The following is a 16931-nucleotide window of genomic DNA, read 5'->3' on the forward strand; positions in this document are numbered from 1 at the left end:
TTATTTTCTCTTCTTGTTATAATAACGATTTCAATGCCTTTACAATCCTTTGCTTGGGGTAAAAAAGGACATGCTTTAGTCGCAGAAGTAGCTTTCAATTATTTAGATGCAAACACTAAAAAAATAGTATTACAATATCTCGATGGTATGACAATTGAAGATGCAGCAACTTGGATGGATGATATTAAAAATGATCATAGTTATGATTATCTTAAGTCTTTGCATTACACCAATGTAGAGAAAGGTCAAAATGTAGTGTATAATGATGGGAAAAATATCATTGGTGCATTACAGCAAACCATCAAGGATTTAAAGAACTATAAATCACTTTCAAAAGAAGAAGTAAAAACAAAAATCTGCATACTTTTTCATTTGGTTGGTGACTTGCACCAACCTTTGCACGTAGGTTACGGTGAAGACCTTGGGGGGAATAAATTTCAAATCTACTTCAATAATAAAGGAACAAACCTACATTCACTTTATGATAGTGGTATCATTGAATACAAAGGATTGACTTTGCAACAGTGTTTAAATTCCAAAAAATACACTAAGACAGAATTTTCAAAAATCGAGAAGATTGATATTATTTCTTGGGCAAATCAATCCCGTAGTTATCTAGGAACCATCAATAACACTAATGGGCATACCGTTAATGATGCATATATTGACGAAAATTACTTAATTATTCAGGAACAGATTCTTGATGCTGGGATTAGATTATCTAGTGTTTTAAAGGATATTTTTAAATAATTTTAAAATACATCCTGGAACAATAACTCTATGGTAATTTCTTTTTTGGTAATGCCTTGTTCTTCAAAGATTGTAGTCCATTTTGGTTGGTAATTACTGACCAAATAATGAAACGCTTTCAAAATTGCTGCAGGACTACTTTCCAAATCAACACCTAAATTCTTTTCATAACCAATAATTCTATAAAACACACCATCAGTTAATAATTCATCTTGATTATCAGCGGTATTGTCGGGTGCAAAGCCAAAATAGAAAATTTCAGTTTCTTCATTTCGCAATAGATCAATCAAATGAGTCCGTACGGTCAAAAACAACGGTTCGTCTTTTAAATGATAAGGAACTTCCAAATCGTTAGCCTTAATCGTCAAGGCAAATTCGTCAAAATTTAATTCCATTCTAAAGTGATTTTTAGGCAATTAAATTACAGCTTTTATGATTTAAAATATAAATTTAATTCATTCCTTTCACTTTTTCCAATTCTATTAGAGTCAATTGGGCACATCCACGCTAATCATAAATTTGCATAACCGAACATGTTACAGTCAGGGTCTGGGAGTTCGCTGTAATTCCTCGTCATAGATAGTACACAGGCTAATTATGCCATGAGTGGTCGCATTAAGAATGAATTGTTCAATGATCGTATACAAATAAAAAATACTGACGGATTAATGGGGTTGTATAAATGAGTAGAAAAACTATCGAAAACATAATAAATATTTTGGATAGTATTCATTTAAATAATTAAAGTTTCAGATAAAGACTAGAAGCCGATTATTGGATAATCAAATTTAAACTGCCATAAATGTGTAGAAAGGTGAGTTGAAAAGCGCTCTTTTCTAGATTGGTTATTAATTTGTAGTAGTCAATTAAAACTGGAAGGACGTGGTCTGTTTGATGATTTTTTCTAACCAATAAAACACCAACCGGAGAGTGTGCTACGGTTGGTGTTTTGAGTTTATTTCATTCCAAATTGTTCCTTTAGTTTTTGTAATTCTTTTTCCAACTTAGATATCATAGACATTGCTTCATCAGGAATAGTAGGGTCAACGTTACTCAGTTTGCTTCCCAAGTTAGTCATCTCGCGTCCAATTGTTTGCTCTGTAGTAATTGCATACGACTCAGTCTGGCGGATTGACTGGTGCCCCAGCATCTCTTTTACGACGGAGATAGGCACATCATTATTAAGAGTAACTGTGCTACCAAAAGTACGTCTGGCCTTATGAGTGTTCAATTCGCATGTAAACCCACAGAGATCGGCTATTTCTTTAAGATATGCATTCATTTTTTGATTAGATGCGACTGGCAGGACAGCACTTCTTGAAAGACAGAGCGGATGTTCTTTGTACTTTTCGATTATTTGGAGAGCTTTGGGAAGTAATGGAACATTGGTCACCGAACCTGTCTTTTGTCTTTCGGACATTATCCATTGCATTCCATCTATACCTGTTTTTATATCTGTCTTCCGAAGTTGGTAAGCATCTATATAAGCCAGACCAGTATAGCACTGAAAGACGAAGATGTCGCGAACAGTTTCGAGTCTTGTGGTTGTAATACTGACAAGTTCGAGCGTGCGCAATTCAGTCGCGGTTAGCGGTCTTTTGACGGTTTTTGTCATTTTTCGCTTAAACGCTCTGAAAGGATCCTGTACAATTATATCTTTATCAATTGCTCTATTTATGACCTTTTTCATGCATGCAATATATTTCAAGGCGGAGTTATTTACACAATTTCGTACGGTTTTTAAATATAATTCATAGCTAATGATAAAATCATAGTCTAAGTCCCTGAACTCAATATCTTCTGTCGTGTATTTGTATTTCACAAATTCTCTTGCATGAAATCTTGCTGTCTCATACCGTTTATGTGTTGCCAAAGCATAATCCTGTGGAACCAGCGCTAGCATTTCGTCATTATGCTTTTGAAATTCTTCAAGAAGCATTGCTTTTGAAATTATCCTTCCCAGTACAAAATCAATAATCCGCTGCGCTGAAATCGATTTTTCGTTGTATATTAAATCCATCTTGAATTGGTTGATTCTAGTCGTTATAGCATCCAAAAAAAGATTTAGGGCTCTGGCATCTTCTTTATTTCCCGTTGCTCTTTCTGTTTTTTGATCCCACCTTTGAATGTCCCATTTCCTTTTAGTAGATGTCTCTTTTGGTAAGCCATCTACTGTTACTCTCAGATAAATATATCTGATGCTTGATTTGTTTTTGGGTGTTTTCAAAAAGAAACATAGCCCAAAGCTGCTTTCTAACATAATTCAATTTTTTAAATTAATAAATATAGAATTATGACGTTCTCTTGTCAAGTCGTTAACTTGCTTTACATGTTGTAAATCAGTAGTTTAAAAGTGTTTTTTGGCAAAATTGTGGCACTTTTTATTTCAATAGTAAAATGCCACACTACTGCCATATAAATTTGGAGCACTTTTGAAAATTTTGATAGTTGCAGGAAAAATAAAAAAGCCTGCAAATTCAAAAATTTGCAGGCTTTTAAAGGTTTTCGAGACATTTTGTGCGTTTTTGACAACTTTGAAAAGTTGGCTTTAAACTATCCCAGTGGAATCGCCGGGAATCGAACCCGGGTCCAAACAAGCAACTAAAGAGCTTTCTACACGCTTATTTTCTGAATAGATTTTCGACGGGGAGTTAGGTCAGAAACAACCACTCTTTGCTTAGCTTCTTTAGTTTCAAAATCCGCCCGAAGCTTGCGGAAATCTAGGTTTAAATTTACGATTCACCTTAATCGACCGCTATAAACCAAAGCTTTCGAGATGAATCCTGCTTTCCTACCTGGTAGGACGAGGCTAATCTTACTATGATTCAGATTATGCAGCAAGAGCGTAGTTTCCTTCGCCGTGTAAAATGTTTGAGACCTTTTATTTACGAGAATTATCCCAGTTCTCGACGTGCTTACTTTTCAATTCGACTTGCTGTCAAAACCAGTCGACCCCATTTTTTATTTTAGATTGCAGAATCTTAAATAAGACTGCAAAGATACGACATGAATTTCAAAAATCAATGTCAATTTCAAAAATCAATTGCAATTACAAATTCTGCAGTCTGATGTTTAATAACTATAATTTTATTTTACTCAGCATCCTCGACTTTAAATGGATAATCACCAAATGTAACAGCCAGTTTTCGAACTGCATAAGTACTTCTGTTGAATTTATTGGATAAAGCAATTATTGTAACATTCTCATCTTTCAAAGTAACATAGGAAGAAGTAAAACCATGCCACCAGCCGTTGTGAAAATAAAAATTCTTGCCATTATCCCAATTGATCATTCGGATTCCCAATCCATAATTTTTGGTTCCTTTATGTTCGTTGCTGTATCCGGTATATACTTGTGCAAGCAGTTCGGGTTCTAAGAAAGACGGCGAATTTCTCGCTCTGTCAAATTTTAATAAATCTCTAGGAGTAGAGTAGATGTTTTTATCGCCATAAATTTTGTCTAGATAATCAATTCCAATTTCGACTCTGTTGGCTTTATAAGATGGTGCTACATGGTGTTTGTCTTTATCAAAATCTAAAACAAAAGTATGCGTCATTCCCAGAGGCTTAAAAATCATTTGAGCCATCGCGTCTCTATAGGAAAGCTTGGTTACTTTTTCAATAATCAAAGCCAGCATCGCATAATTTGTATTGCAATAAGCAAATCGGGTACCAGTTTTTTGCTCCAGTTTGATGTTTTTGCTACCCATAATAGTCAATATATCCTGATTGGTCAAAGTATTATGTCTGTCCCAAACACTTTTGTCACGATCGGTAAAATAAGCATAGCTTCTCATACCGCTTCTATGGCAAAGCAGCATCCTTACGGTAACTTCCGGATAGGGAAATTCAGGCAAAAAATCAGTTACTTTTTGATCTAAATCAATTCTTTTGGCATTGACTAATTTTAAAACAGCTGTTGCGGTAAGAACTTTACTAACCGATGCAATATGGATGGAAGTCGTATCTGTTATAGGTGTTTTGTCTCTTAAGTTCGAATAACCTTCGTATTTCTCATAAATAATCTGACCATTTTTAGCCACAAGAAAACCGCCGTTCATACTGTTGTTTGGCCAATTTTTTCTAACAAAAGAATCGATTCTGAGTTGTTTTTCCTTGATATAATCTGCAGTAAGAGGTGTTTCCTTACCCATGGGTTTCATTTTGGGCAAAACATTTTTAGGCAGTTCTGAATCTTTTATTTCTATTGCTGTTTTTTCGTCTGATGCGGATTCCTTTTTACAGGAAGTCAATACTACTATTGGGAGCAGTAAATATAGTATATTTGCCTTTTTTATAAAATTCATTTTTTTTGTGCTAAAAAGCAAATATATATAATCCTCTGATTCTGTTTTTGTTTTTTTTTGCTTTATGGAGATTATTTTAAAGAACCCGCAAAGAAGAGTTTTTTATAGTTTATTAATCATCATGGCATTAAGTTTTTTTAGATGAGAAAAAGTTTTATAAAAAAAATTAAAAGTAAATAATATTGTTATATTTGTAACAAATATTGTTTGTAAAGTTATATTTTTAAAATATTCAAAATGAAATTCGGAATTATTAAAGAAAGAAAAAATCCACCTGACCGCAGAGTTGTTTTTTCTCCCAATGAATTAACCAAAATTAAGCAGCTGTATCCCAGTTGTACTGTAAAAGTAGAAAGTTCAGACATCCGTATTTTTACTGATGTTCAATACCGAAACATGGGAATTGAAGTGACCAATGATGTCAGTGATTGTGATGTGCTTTTTGGTGTAAAGGAAGTTCCTGTGGACGATTTGATTCCTAATAAATCGTATTTCTTTTTTTCGCATACAATCAAAAAACAGCCTCATAACCGAAAATTGCTGCAGGCTGTTTTAGAAAAAAATATAGACCTGTATGACCACGAAACCATTATTGATTCTCACAATCGAAGATTAATTGGTTTTGGCCGATATGCTGGATTTGTTGGTACTTACAATGCTTTCCGCGCTTTCGGGATTAAATTTGAATTGTTCAAAATGCCAAAAGCCGAGACACTTTCCGGCAAAGATGCCTTAATTGCCCATTTGAAAAGGCAGATTTTGCCACCTATAAAAATTGTGGTGACTGGAACTGGAAAAGTAGGGAATGGAGCCAAAGAAATTTTGGATGCGATGAAAATCAAAGAAGTTTCGGTTGAGAATTATTTGACAAAAAATTTCACTCAAGCCGTTTACACACAAATTGATGTTTTGGATTATAACAAAAGAAAAGACGGACAAATATTAGATTTTATCGATTTTCACAATAATCCGTCCGAATATGTTTCTGATTTTGAACGATTCACGAAAGTTTCCGATATCTATATCACGGGTCATTTTCATGCTAATGATGCTCCAGCGATTCTAACCCGCGAGATGCTTCAAGCCAACGACTGTAAGATAAAAATAGTAGCCGATATTTCCTGTGATGTCAATGGTCCTATCGCCTGCACATTGCGTTCCTCGACAATTGCCGAGCCTTTGTACGGTTATTTGCCAAGTGAAAATAAAGAGACAGACGTTTTTCATCCCGCTGCGATAGTGGTTATGGCTGTCGATAATTTGCCTTGCGAATTGCCAAAAGACGCCAGTGAAGGTTTTGGCGAAATGTTTTCAGAACATGTTATTCCTGCCTTTTTTAACGGCGACAAAGACGGTATTCTTAAAAGAGCCAAAATGACCGAAAATGGTAAACTCACCGAACGTTTCAGCTATTTGCAGGATTATGTTGACGGAAAATAAAAAATTGAAATTTCAAAAATAAAACAACGAATTCCAAAGTTGGGAATATAAAACAAGAATCTGTAGATCAATAATTTGCAGGTTTTAGTATTTTTCAGTCTATTGTTTTCAAAATCATTTTGGCGTGCCACCATCCCGATAAATGTGCTAATTCTCTTTGTAAATATTCGCCCATTTATCGGGATGCTGTCGGGCTATCCATGCTACTTCGGTAGCTTATTTCTATCCCTCACGCATCTCTAAAATCTTTAATCTGTTTTCTCTATCCTTTAATCTGCAATCTGAAACCTGCAGTCTAAAATCAAACCATATCCTCTGGTTTCACCCATTCATCAAATTCTTCGGGAGTTACATAGCCTAATCGTACTGCTTCTTCTTTAAGGGTAGTTCCATTTTTATGAGCGGTCTGTGCAATCTCTGCCGATTTATAATATCCGATTTTGGTATTCAAGGCCGTAACCAGCATCAAGGAATTATTGACCAATTCCTGAATGCGTTTGTAATTGGGTTCAATTCCCTGTGCACAATGAATGTCGAATGAATGGCAGGCATCACCCAGCAATTCTGCCGATTGTAAAAAGTTGGCTGCCATCATCGGTTTAAAAACATTCAGTTCATATTGACCCTGCATGCCGCCAACAGTAATCGCCATGTCATTCCCAATAACCTGAGCACAAACCATCGTAAGGGCTTCACATTGTGTCGGGTTTACCTTTCCTGGCATAATGGAGGAACCAGGTTCATTTTCGGGAATTAGGATTTCGCCAATGCCAGAACGAGGACCCGAAGCCAGCATCCGAATATCATTGGCAATTTTGTTCAAAGAAACCGCTAGCTGTTTCAGCGCACCATGAGTTTCTACAATTGCATCATGTGCAGCAAGTGCTTCAAATTTATTGGAGGCAGTCACGAAAGGATGTCCAGTAAATTGAGTAATATATTCGGCTACCTTTATGTCGTATCCTTTAGGGGTGTTTAAACCAGTTCCTACAGCTGTACCACCCAAAGCGATTTCGGATAAGTGAGGTAAAGTGTTTTTAACGGCTTTTAATCCAAAATCCAATTGCGCCGCATAACCCGAAATTTCCTGTCCCAAAGTAAGGGGAGTGGCATCCATCAAATGAGTGCGTCCTATTTTGACCACCGATTTAAATTTGGAAGCCTTTTTTTGAAGTGTATCTCTTAATTTTTCAATATTAGGGATAGTGTTTTCAACTACAGTTTTGTAAGCGGCAATGTGCATAGCCGTTGGAAAAGTATCATTAGAGGATTGTGATTTATTGACATCATCATTGGCTTTGATAAAAGGTTCGTCTTCAGCAATATTTAGCCCTTTTAAAACCTGAGAACGATTAGCAATCACTTCATTAACATTCATATTGCTTTGCGTACCGGAACCGGTTTGCCAAATCACCAGCGGAAACTCCTCAGAAAGTTTTCCTCTCAAAATTTCGTCGCATACCAAAGCAATATAATCCCTTTTCTGGGCTGATAAAACACCCAATTCACAATTGGTATAAGCAGCTGCTTTTTTGAGATAGGCAAAACCCTCAATAATAGCTTTTGGCATGGATGCAGGTGATCCAATCTTAAAATTATTTCGAGAACGTTCGGTTTGTGCTCCCCAATATCTGTCGGAGGGAACTTGTACTTCACCCATAGTGTCTTTTTCGGTTCTAAAGCTCATTTTGTATGTTTTTAATTAATTGAAAAAGAATGTATTATTGTATAATTTGTATTAAAGTTACTTGTTTTTTTATTTATAAAATCGGTTTTAACTATAAAAAAAGGTACTGAGCGAACTCAATACCTTTTGTAATTTAATAAGCTAGGCCTTGTTTATTTTACTTAGGAACTTAGAATCTTGGTTTCTCAGTAATTTCCAGAATTATTTTTTAACGAAATCTCCTGTATTTACAACTACGAATTTTTTTGGATCAAAATACTTAACTAATGCAGTATTGATTTTTTGCACATCTAAGCTTTTAACTTTAGTTTCAAAATCTTCATAATCTTTGAATGTTTTTCCTAAATCCAGGTTCTCTCTTAGTTCTCGAACTAAAAATTCGTCGGTGCCTAACATTGTTTGTCTGTTTTGCAGCCATGATTTCAATGAATTATCAAACTCTTCTTTGGTAAATCCTTTGCTGATCGCTTTTTGAATTTCTTCATTTAAAGCAGAAGTTAATTTATCTTTCATTGTTGGATTGTAAAAGGCATAAATTCCCCAATCGGTAGTAGGATCTATGGCATTCGCTTGCAAATATGAACCGGCACCGTAGCTTAATCCTTCTGTTTCGCGCAAACGCTGCGGAATTCTGGAAGATAAGAAAGCTCCGCCTCCAAGCAATTCGTTTGCCATAGAGACAGCAGGATAATCAGGGCTTTTTTCTCCAATATTCAAATTGATTTTTCCAAGTAAAACAGCATTTGTTTTATCATTAATCTGAATGGTTTTATCATTTGATTTTACATCAAAATATTGAGTTGGAATTCTTTTGTATGCAATCTTTGGATTCCAATTATCAAAAGTGCTGTTCAAGAAATTTTTTATGACAGTTTTGTCAATTCCCCCAACAAAAGAAGAAATACTGTTTGCACCTCCATAAAAAGAAGCATAAAAGTTTTTAATATCTTCAATTGTAATTTTGCTTAGTGTTGCCAAGCTTTCATCTGTTGTCTCCGAGTAATATGGATGTGCTTTAGAATATAATGCGGTAAGTTTTGTTAGCTCTTCATTAGCTACAGCTTGTGGTTCATTACGGTTAGCTTCCAGTCCGTTTTTGGTCTCCAGTTTTAGTTTCTCAAATTCAGTAACGTCAAAAGAAGGATTTTTCAGAATGTCCTGCACTAAGTTTAAAGCATTGCTTAAATTGGCTTTGTCAGTACTGATTCTCACATACAAACCATCTACAGAACCTCCGAAACTAAGGTTGATTTTGTACTGGTCGATTTGGTCGTTGATTTCTTTTTTAGTTCTGTTTTTTGTTCCAAGTTTCAGCATATTAGCAGTTAACATGGCAATCATTGATTTTTGGCTTAATGATTTTTCATCTCCCATTCTCAACAATATTCTAGCCTCAATTTTATTTCCCTTGGCAGGTTTTTCTAATAGGGCATATTTTCCTCCTGAGGCTAATTTTCCTTCTTCAGTAGATTTTATAATATTGGCTACAGATGCTTCAAAAGTAGCAGTGTTGGCTTCCAATGCTTTTCCTTTGTATCCTTTTACCAGAGCTGTGATATCTTTAGTTTCGGCTACTTTGGTTCTTTCGCTAGTTGTTTCAGGAATAAAACGCCCCCATGTTCTGTTGCTTTGTAAATAGTATTTTTTGGCAGCATTTTGAATATCTGCAACAGTCAAAGCTTCTATGTTGTCTCTGTCTATAAAAAACAGACGCCAATCTCCAGCTCCAACAAATTCGGTCAATGCAACAGATAAATTGATGGTTTTGTTGTAGGTGTTCTCGAATTGCTTTAGCAGTTCATTTTTGGCACGCTTAAGGTCTTCTTCAGTAAAAGTCATTTGAGGAACAGAATTCATGGTTTCCAAAAAGGCTTTCTGAACTGTATTGATGTCTTTGTCTTTGGCAATTTCGCAGGCAAAATAACTGAATGCGGGATCTTTTAATGTTATCGTGTATCCATAAACATTAGTCGATAATTTAGTCTCAATTAGCGCTTTGTATAATGCACCAGAAGGATTGTTTGTTATTATTGATATTAAAGCACTGTTGGCAGCATATTCTTTGTCTGAATAACTTGGTGTGTGGTATGCCATTCCAACATATTGAATATCTCCGTTTCTTTTTAGCTCAACAAAGCGTTCCCCATCCTGAGCTGGCTCTACCGTGTATGTTTGCGGAATCTCGTTTTTTGATTTTGGAATAGGGGCAAAGTAGTCTTTAATCCAAGAAAGTGTTTTTTTCTCGTCAAATTTTCCTCCAATTATAAGTGTAGCATTATTCGGCTGGTAATATTTTTGATAAAATGCTTTTAGGCGATTTGCAGGAACCCGCTCAATATCTTCTTTACTTCCAATAGTTGATTTTCCGTAATTATGCCATAAATAAGCAGTAGAAAGAATACGATCATTTAGAACTCCTGACGGATCATTTTCACCTATTTCAAATTCATTTCGAACCACACTGAATTCACTGTCCAAATCCGATTGAAGTATTGCAGAAGTAATCATTCTATCGGACTCCATGTCTAGAGCCCATTTTAAATTTTCGTCAGTCGCCGGCAAAATTTCATAATAATTCGTACGGTCATAATAGGTTGTTCCATTGGCTTGAGCGCCTTTGTCAGCAATAGTTTTTTTGATGTCAGTAAATTTGGAAGAACGTTTAAATAACATGTGTTCTAATAAATGTGCCATACCCGATTCTCCATATCCTTCATGGCGGGAACCTACACCGTAAACAATATTTACAATTACATTTGATTGCGCTGCATCTGGAATTAATAAAATCTTTAGCCCGTTTGGCAAGCTATACTCTTTGATACCTTCTACCGAAGTGACAAGAGTAGCTTCTTGAGAGTAGGAATTTGTAGATAAAAACGATACAAAGGAAAGAGCAAAAAGAAGTTTTTTCATTTTTCGTATAAATTAGTTGTAAGTTTATATTGTAAAAATATGTATTTTTTTGAAAGAATAATCACTTGTTTTGAAAATTTTAAGAAGGCTTCTAACTTTATTCTTTAAGTTGATGCATTTTTTTTAAATTTATAAAATGTTTCTCATTAAAATGAAAAACAGATATTTTAATAACTTGATTTTCAGTATTTTTTTTAAGCTATGGAAAATAAAAAAGAGGCAATTGCATGGGCCAAAAATTATTTAAGAGGTGAAGATATTTCTAATAGTATTTCTTTTGAGGTTTTGTACCAAAATTTAATAATATATGAGMAGTATGGTTATGCAACTGAGATATTGCTGAAAAAAATTGCTGAAAATGAAGATAAAGGTACTGAAATAAAATTATCTAAATATCAGGATTTAGCAGATAATGTATATAAGGACAGTACATTGTCGTCTTATTTTAAATTTGATAAAGCAGTTAATATACTCAAATCGTTTTGTGATTTAGAATATACCAAAAACTCAAAAACATTGGGTATTGCAGGGGCAATCTATAAAAATAAATGGAAGTTTGACCATCAGTTTCATAATTTGCTGCAATCGCGGTCTTATTACAAAAAGGGATATCTGATTTGGAAAAATAAATTGCACAAATCCATTCAAACAGAAACCTACTGTATTAACACCGCAGTGAATTATGCTAATCTCAATGAGTTAATCGTAATTGAAAATTTAGAACAGCTCTCCGAAACCTGTGAGATTACAAGTGAAACCATTACAAGATTTGAAACGGCTCAAAATACAAGAAAAGAAATCATTCAGGCCTATTTGACAGATACAGATGCGGTTGTTTTTAAAGACGGAATCGAATCTCAGGAAAAATTATATACTGCTTTGGCTGAAGCTTTTTTTGGTTTGCGGATGTATAAAAAAGCGCTTCATTTCATTAAATTATATACCCAGGATAAGAGAGAGAATTGGCAGATTAAATCTTTTAGCAAACAAATCTATGATTTGGCTAATTATCAAAAAACAGAGAAATATCAAAAATCTACTAATAAGGATCCTTTTCAAAAAAGTGAAATTATAGAGGAAGGACAAAACAGCTGTTTGATCGCTTTAAATCTTGATGCTGATGAAAATACAGATGCTGATGATGTGGCGCAAAAACAGCAGCATAAGCTAGGAATTGGGCTTTCTGGCGGTGGTTTTAGAGCAGCATTATTTCATATTGGCGTTTTGGCCTCTTTGGCCGAAAAAAATAAGCTAAAAGATATTGAGGTTATTTCCTGTGTTTCGGGTGGTTCAATTATTGGTGCTTTTTATTATTTAAAAATTAAGCAATTATATGAAAGCAAAGCTGATGAAGATATTGCTCAAGACGATTACCTTCGGATTGTAAAAGAAATTGAAACTGAATTTCTAAATGCTGTTCAAAAGAACATCCGGATGCTTCTGCTGACTAGCTTTTCTAAGAATTTAAAAATGTGGAAAGGAAGTTCGTATTCGCGTTCTAACAGATTGGGAGAGCTTTATGAAGAGTATTTTTATAAGCCATTACTGCCTAAAAAAGATTCTTCACCAATTTTTATGAATGATTTATTTATTAATCCTTTAGGTAATGAGGCATTTAAATTGAATGATGATAATTGGAAAAGAATAAATAAAGTGCCTCAATTAATTCTAAATGCTACTGCAGTAAATACGGGACATAACTGGCAGTTTACAGCTTCTTGGATGGGAGAGCCGCCTACCTTTATTTCGGATGAATTTGATGTAAAACCCCGTTTGAGACGAATGTATTATGAAAATGCGCCAGAGAAGTACCAAAAGTTTAGATTGGGCTATGCCGTCGCGGCTTCTTCTTGTGTGCCAATTTTGTTTCAGCCCTTAGTATTTAAAGAGCTGTATGAGAATTTTGATTTAGAGCTAATTGATGGAGGCGTACATGACAATCAGGGTATCGCATCAATATTGGAACAGGAATGCAATGAAATTATAGTAAGCGATGCCAGTGCTCAAATGCCGGATAATGCAATAAATACGGATAATGCCATGTCTTTGTTTTTTAGAGTAGATACTATTTTGCAGGAACGCCTGCGCGAGATTCAATTGTTGGATTTAAAATCCCGAAAATATACTTCGATTGTTGCCAAACTTTCAATTGTTCATTTAAAAAACGGATTGGAACAGCTTCCTGTGAGCTGGATTGACTGTACCGATGTAAACCGAAGCATTTTGTATGATAATGAAATAGAGGATGAAAATGCACTTTTGAGATATGGCGTAATGAAGAAAATTCAGAAGGGACTTAGCGAAGTGCGAACCGATTTAGACTCTTTTAATGATCTTGAAGCATATGCCTTAATGTACAGTGGATACAGACAAATGATGCATGAAAATGATTCGGATATTGTGAAAAAAGAAAATTGGAATTTCCTAAAAGCAGCAGAAAGCTGTACTTATCCTGCAAATGAAAAACAGCTTGTAAAACAATTGAAAGTGAGCAGTTTTGTCCCTTTTAAAATTGTTCGAATGTCAAAATTTATCCGCTTTATTTTATTGTTAATTGGTGGTGCTTTATTAATTGGAGTGCTATATTATTTAATTTGTAATTGGAATAATCCAAAACCATTTAAGCAAATTAATATTTCTTATAAATTTATCGGATTCACGCTGATTGTTTTTTTAGTTGGTTATTTTTCTAAAATTTTGGCTACTGTCATCAACATTGAAAGCTTGGTCAAAAAGAAGTTTGCACTGCTTTTATTAATAACTGCAGGTTGGCTGTTTTCTATAATTTATATTCGTATTTTTAATCCTTTGTACAATAGATTGGGCAGAGTTAAATAAGTGAACAAAGAATAAATAATGAAAAAATTAGGACTCATAGGGGGTATCAGTTGGGTATCAACAGCAGATTATTATAAGTTTATTAATGAAGGAATTAATAAAGAGTTAGGAGGAGTTAATTTTGCCGAGTGCATAATTTATTCTTTTAACTATGACGATATTAAAAAAAATAATGAAAACAACGACTGGGATACGACATTCAATATGTTGTCAAAAGCCTGCCAGGATTTAAAAAATTGCGGTGCCGATGCGATTATTCTTTGTGCCAATACGATGCATTTTATAGCGGATCGGATTCAGGAAAGTGTCGATTTGCCATTAATACACATTGCAGCCGAAACCGCAAAAGAAATTCAAAAAATGAACATTAAAAAAGTAGGACTTCTTGGGACGAAGTTTACGATGGAATTGGATTTTTTTAAAGACAAATTAACCGCTCTTGATATCGAAGCAATAATACCCGAAGCTGGCGACAGAGATTTTTTGCACGATACTATTTTTAATGAATTGGGAAAAGGATTAATTCTGGAAAGTACCAAGGCACGATACCTCTCTATTATAGAAAATCTTATTGATAACGGAGCAGAGGGAATTATTCTGGGCTGTACAGAAATTCCATTGTTGGTGAAACAAGAAATGGTAAAAGTTCCTGTTTTTGACACAGCTTTGATTCATTCGAGTGCCGCAGTTGCATTTGCTTTGAGTTAATTTTTTGATTATTTAATCATTCTATAAAACTTATGTTAGAGCTTTTGGTTTTGTATAATTTGCTCTAATAAAATGGTTTATCATAGTTTAGGATCGATAAAATGCTTAAATTTGAGAGTAAAATATTCTTTATAAATGATTGAATAGCATTTCTTTTTAATAGAATCGCATCTTAAATTATAGTAAAATGGCATTTATAGACTATTATAAAGTATTGGAGATTGATAAAAATGCATCTGAAGCGGATATAAAAAAAGCGTACCGAAAATTGGCACGTAAATACCATCCAGATTTAAATTCCAACGATAAAGAAGCCGAGAGGAAATTTAAAGAACTCAATGAAGCCAATGAGGTTTTGAGTAATCCAGAGAATCGAAAAAAATACGATCAGTATGGTGAACATTGGGAACACGGTGAGGAATATGAAAAAGCCAGACAGCAGCAACATCGGTATCAAAATGCAGGAGGCCAGCGAGGTAGGAGTTTTGGAGGCTTTTCTGGAGGTTTTTCCGGAGGTGGCGATTATTCGGATTTTTTTGAATCAATGTTTGGTGGCGGTCAAAGAGGAAGTCGTAAAACTACTGTGTTTAAAGGACAGGATTTTAACACCGAATTACATTTGGACTTGAAAGATGTTTATACCACTCACAAACGAACCCTCACAATCAATGGAAAAAATATACGGTTGACTATTCCTGCCGGTGTTGAGAATGGCCAAGTCATAAAAATTAGCGGTCAAGGAGGAGAGGGAGCTAATGGAGGCCCCAAAGGCGATCTATACCTTACTTTTAATATCGAAAATCACACCAATTTTAAACTCGACAAACACAATTTATATACAACTGTCGATTTGGATTTATACACGGCACTTTTAGGAGGGGAAATTACCGCCAATACCTTTGATGGAAAAGTAAAATTAACAGTTAAGCCAGGTACACAAAATGGCACCAAAGTAAAACTAAAAGACAAAGGTTTTCCAGTGTATAAAAAAGAAGGAGAGTTTGGTGATTTATTCATTTCGTATCAAATATTATTGCCAACAAACCTTACCGAAAGAGAAAAAGAATTATTCGCAGAACTTGCTAAGATTAGAAGAATATGAGAACTGATAACTTAATACTTTTGAAAACCGTTAGCTCTCATTATCAATTAGAGCTTTCCTTCTTTACTCATCTTCATGATTTGGGTTTGATTGAAATTGAAGTAATGGAGCAATCTCCGTATATTCATGAAAATCAAATGCATAATTTGGAACGAATGATTCGAATGCATCATGATTTAGATGTAAACCCCGAAGGAATTGATGTCGTTTTTAATCTTTTGCAGAAAATAGAACATTTGAAAAAGGATTTAATGGCTGCCCAAAACAGATTGCGGTTATATGAGAATTAAACTCCGGATACGGCTTGTTTAAAAAAAATTAAGTTGTAATGTTTTGAAATGAAATCATCAGGTTATTTGTGTGTTTGAGAGTTATTTATATTAGAAATTAATCACAAACGGAATGAACACTATTTTTAGAATCGTTGAAGCATTCAAAAGTTTTCTTCTTGAAATTGGTGAACTTTCGGATTTTGCAGGACGTTTTTTCAGGGAAGTATTCAAACGCCCTTTAGAATTCAAAGAATTTCTTAGGCAATGCTACAATATGGGTAATCGCTCGTTGCTTCTTGTAGGAGTAACTGGCTTTATTATCGGATTGGTATTTACCTTGCAATCCAGACCCACCTTACAACAATTTGGTGCTGTTTCATGGATTCCTGCCATGGTAAGTGTTTCCATCATTAGAGAAATAGGCCCCATCATTACCGCTTTGATTTGTGCAGGCCGTATCGGTTCTGGAATTGGAGCCGAGTTAGGTTCAATGCGTGTGACCGAGCAAATAGACGCAATGGAAGTTTCAGGAACAAATCCCTTCAAATTTTTAGTTGTTACCCGAATATTGGCTACCACTTTAATGTTGCCAATTTTGATTTTTATTGGAGATGGCGTAGCGCTTTTGGGCTCTTTTTTGGTCGAAAATTTAAAAGGAGACGTTTCGTTATTATTGTATTTCACTCAGGTTTTTGACCATCTCGAATTTTTTGATGTTATTCCCTCAACCATCAAATCATTCTTTTTTGGTTTTGCTATCGGATTGGTAGGTTGCTTTAAAGGATATTATTGCAAAAAAGGAACGGCAGGAGTAGGACTTGCCGCCAATTCGGCGGTGGTTTTTTCTTCAATGCTGCTTTTTATAATCGATTTTATAGCCGTTTTTGTGTCTAATGTTTTTTATGATGTCTAAT

The 16931-nt window shown here is 34.7% G+C and carries 12 protein-coding genes and 1 other RNA gene; 7 read left to right on the plus strand and 6 right to left on the minus strand.

The features are described 5' to 3' along the window. Positions 1 to 33: 33 nt before the first annotated feature. Positions 34 to 750 carry a S1/P1 nuclease gene (locus AC1DVP_RS06070; protein WP_477182606.1) on the plus strand — a complete coding sequence of 239 codons (717 nt, stop codon included), beginning with the start codon at positions 34 to 36 and terminating at the stop codon, positions 748 to 750. A gap of 2 nt (positions 751 to 752) precedes the next feature. Here AC1DVP_RS06070 and AC1DVP_RS06075 read toward each other — a convergent pair whose 3' ends face one another. The 4 genes from AC1DVP_RS06075 to AC1DVP_RS06090 form a co-directional block, all read right to left on the minus strand. Further along, complete coding sequence (locus tag AC1DVP_RS06075; protein WP_315152398.1) at positions 753 to 1145, minus strand: hypothetical protein; 393 nt, start codon at positions 1143 to 1145, stop codon at positions 753 to 755. A gap of 560 nt (positions 1146 to 1705) precedes the next feature. Then, positions 1706 to 3010: a site-specific integrase gene (locus AC1DVP_RS06080; protein WP_477182607.1), complete on the minus strand. Its 1305-nt coding sequence runs from the start codon at positions 3008 to 3010 to the stop codon at positions 1706 to 1708. Positions 3011 to 3309: 299 nt separating this feature from the next. Further along, positions 3310 to 3706, minus strand: a transfer-messenger RNA (tmRNA) gene (gene ssrA, locus AC1DVP_RS06085). Between the two features lie 136 nt (positions 3707 to 3842). Then, positions 3843 to 5057, minus strand: coding sequence for a serine hydrolase domain-containing protein (locus AC1DVP_RS06090; RefSeq protein ID WP_477182608.1), 1215 nt, complete (start codon positions 5055 to 5057; stop codon positions 3843 to 3845). A 237-nt stretch (positions 5058 to 5294) separates the two neighbouring features. Between AC1DVP_RS06090 and AC1DVP_RS06095 the strand changes: the two genes are divergently transcribed. Beyond that, complete coding sequence (locus AC1DVP_RS06095) at positions 5295 to 6497, plus strand: NAD(P)-dependent oxidoreductase (RefSeq protein ID WP_477182609.1); 1203 nt, start codon at positions 5295 to 5297, stop codon at positions 6495 to 6497. A 301-nt stretch (positions 6498 to 6798) separates the two neighbouring features. Here the strand turns inward: AC1DVP_RS06095 and fumC are convergent, their stop codons facing one another. Further along, entirely contained in the window at positions 6799 to 8184 is a 1386-nt protein-coding gene (gene fumC / locus AC1DVP_RS06100) for a class II fumarate hydratase (RefSeq protein WP_477182610.1), read from the minus strand. 201 nt (positions 8185 to 8385) lie between these two features. Continuing rightward, on the minus strand, positions 8386 to 11097 hold the full coding sequence (locus AC1DVP_RS06105; RefSeq protein WP_477182611.1) for a M16 family metallopeptidase: 2712 nt from the start codon (positions 11095 to 11097) through the stop codon (positions 8386 to 8388). A 201-nt stretch (positions 11098 to 11298) separates the two neighbouring features. On the opposite strand from AC1DVP_RS06105, the gene AC1DVP_RS06110 reads away from it, so the two are divergent. The 5 genes from AC1DVP_RS06110 (at position 11299) to AC1DVP_RS06130 (ending at position 16930) form a co-directional block, all read left to right on the plus strand. Further along, positions 11299 to 13935, plus strand: a complete 2637-nt coding sequence (locus AC1DVP_RS06110) for a patatin-like phospholipase family protein (RefSeq protein WP_477182612.1) — start codon at positions 11299 to 11301, stop codon at positions 13933 to 13935. Between the two features lie 18 nt (positions 13936 to 13953). Next, positions 13954 to 14643: an aspartate/glutamate racemase family protein gene (locus AC1DVP_RS06115; protein WP_477182613.1), complete on the plus strand. Its 690-nt coding sequence runs from the start codon at positions 13954 to 13956 to the stop codon at positions 14641 to 14643. Between the two features lie 187 nt (positions 14644 to 14830). After that, positions 14831 to 15745 (plus strand): DnaJ C-terminal domain-containing protein, encoded by a 915-nt coding sequence (locus tag AC1DVP_RS06120; RefSeq protein ID WP_477182614.1) that lies wholly within the window; start codon positions 14831 to 14833, stop codon positions 15743 to 15745. Beyond that, the gene (locus tag AC1DVP_RS06125; RefSeq protein ID WP_477182615.1) at positions 15742 to 16035 is read left to right on the plus strand and encodes a chaperone modulator CbpM; all 294 of its coding nucleotides are present in this window, start codon (positions 15742 to 15744) and stop codon (positions 16033 to 16035) included. Before AC1DVP_RS06120 ends, AC1DVP_RS06125 begins: the two co-directional genes overlap by 4 nt. A gap of 112 nt (positions 16036 to 16147) precedes the next feature. After that, the gene (locus AC1DVP_RS06130) at positions 16148 to 16930 is read left to right on the plus strand and encodes an MlaE family ABC transporter permease (protein WP_477182616.1); all 783 of its coding nucleotides are present in this window, start codon (positions 16148 to 16150) and stop codon (positions 16928 to 16930) included. Position 16931 lies beyond the last annotated feature (1 nt).

Source organism: Flavobacterium sp. P3_A6 (assembly GCF_056403035.1).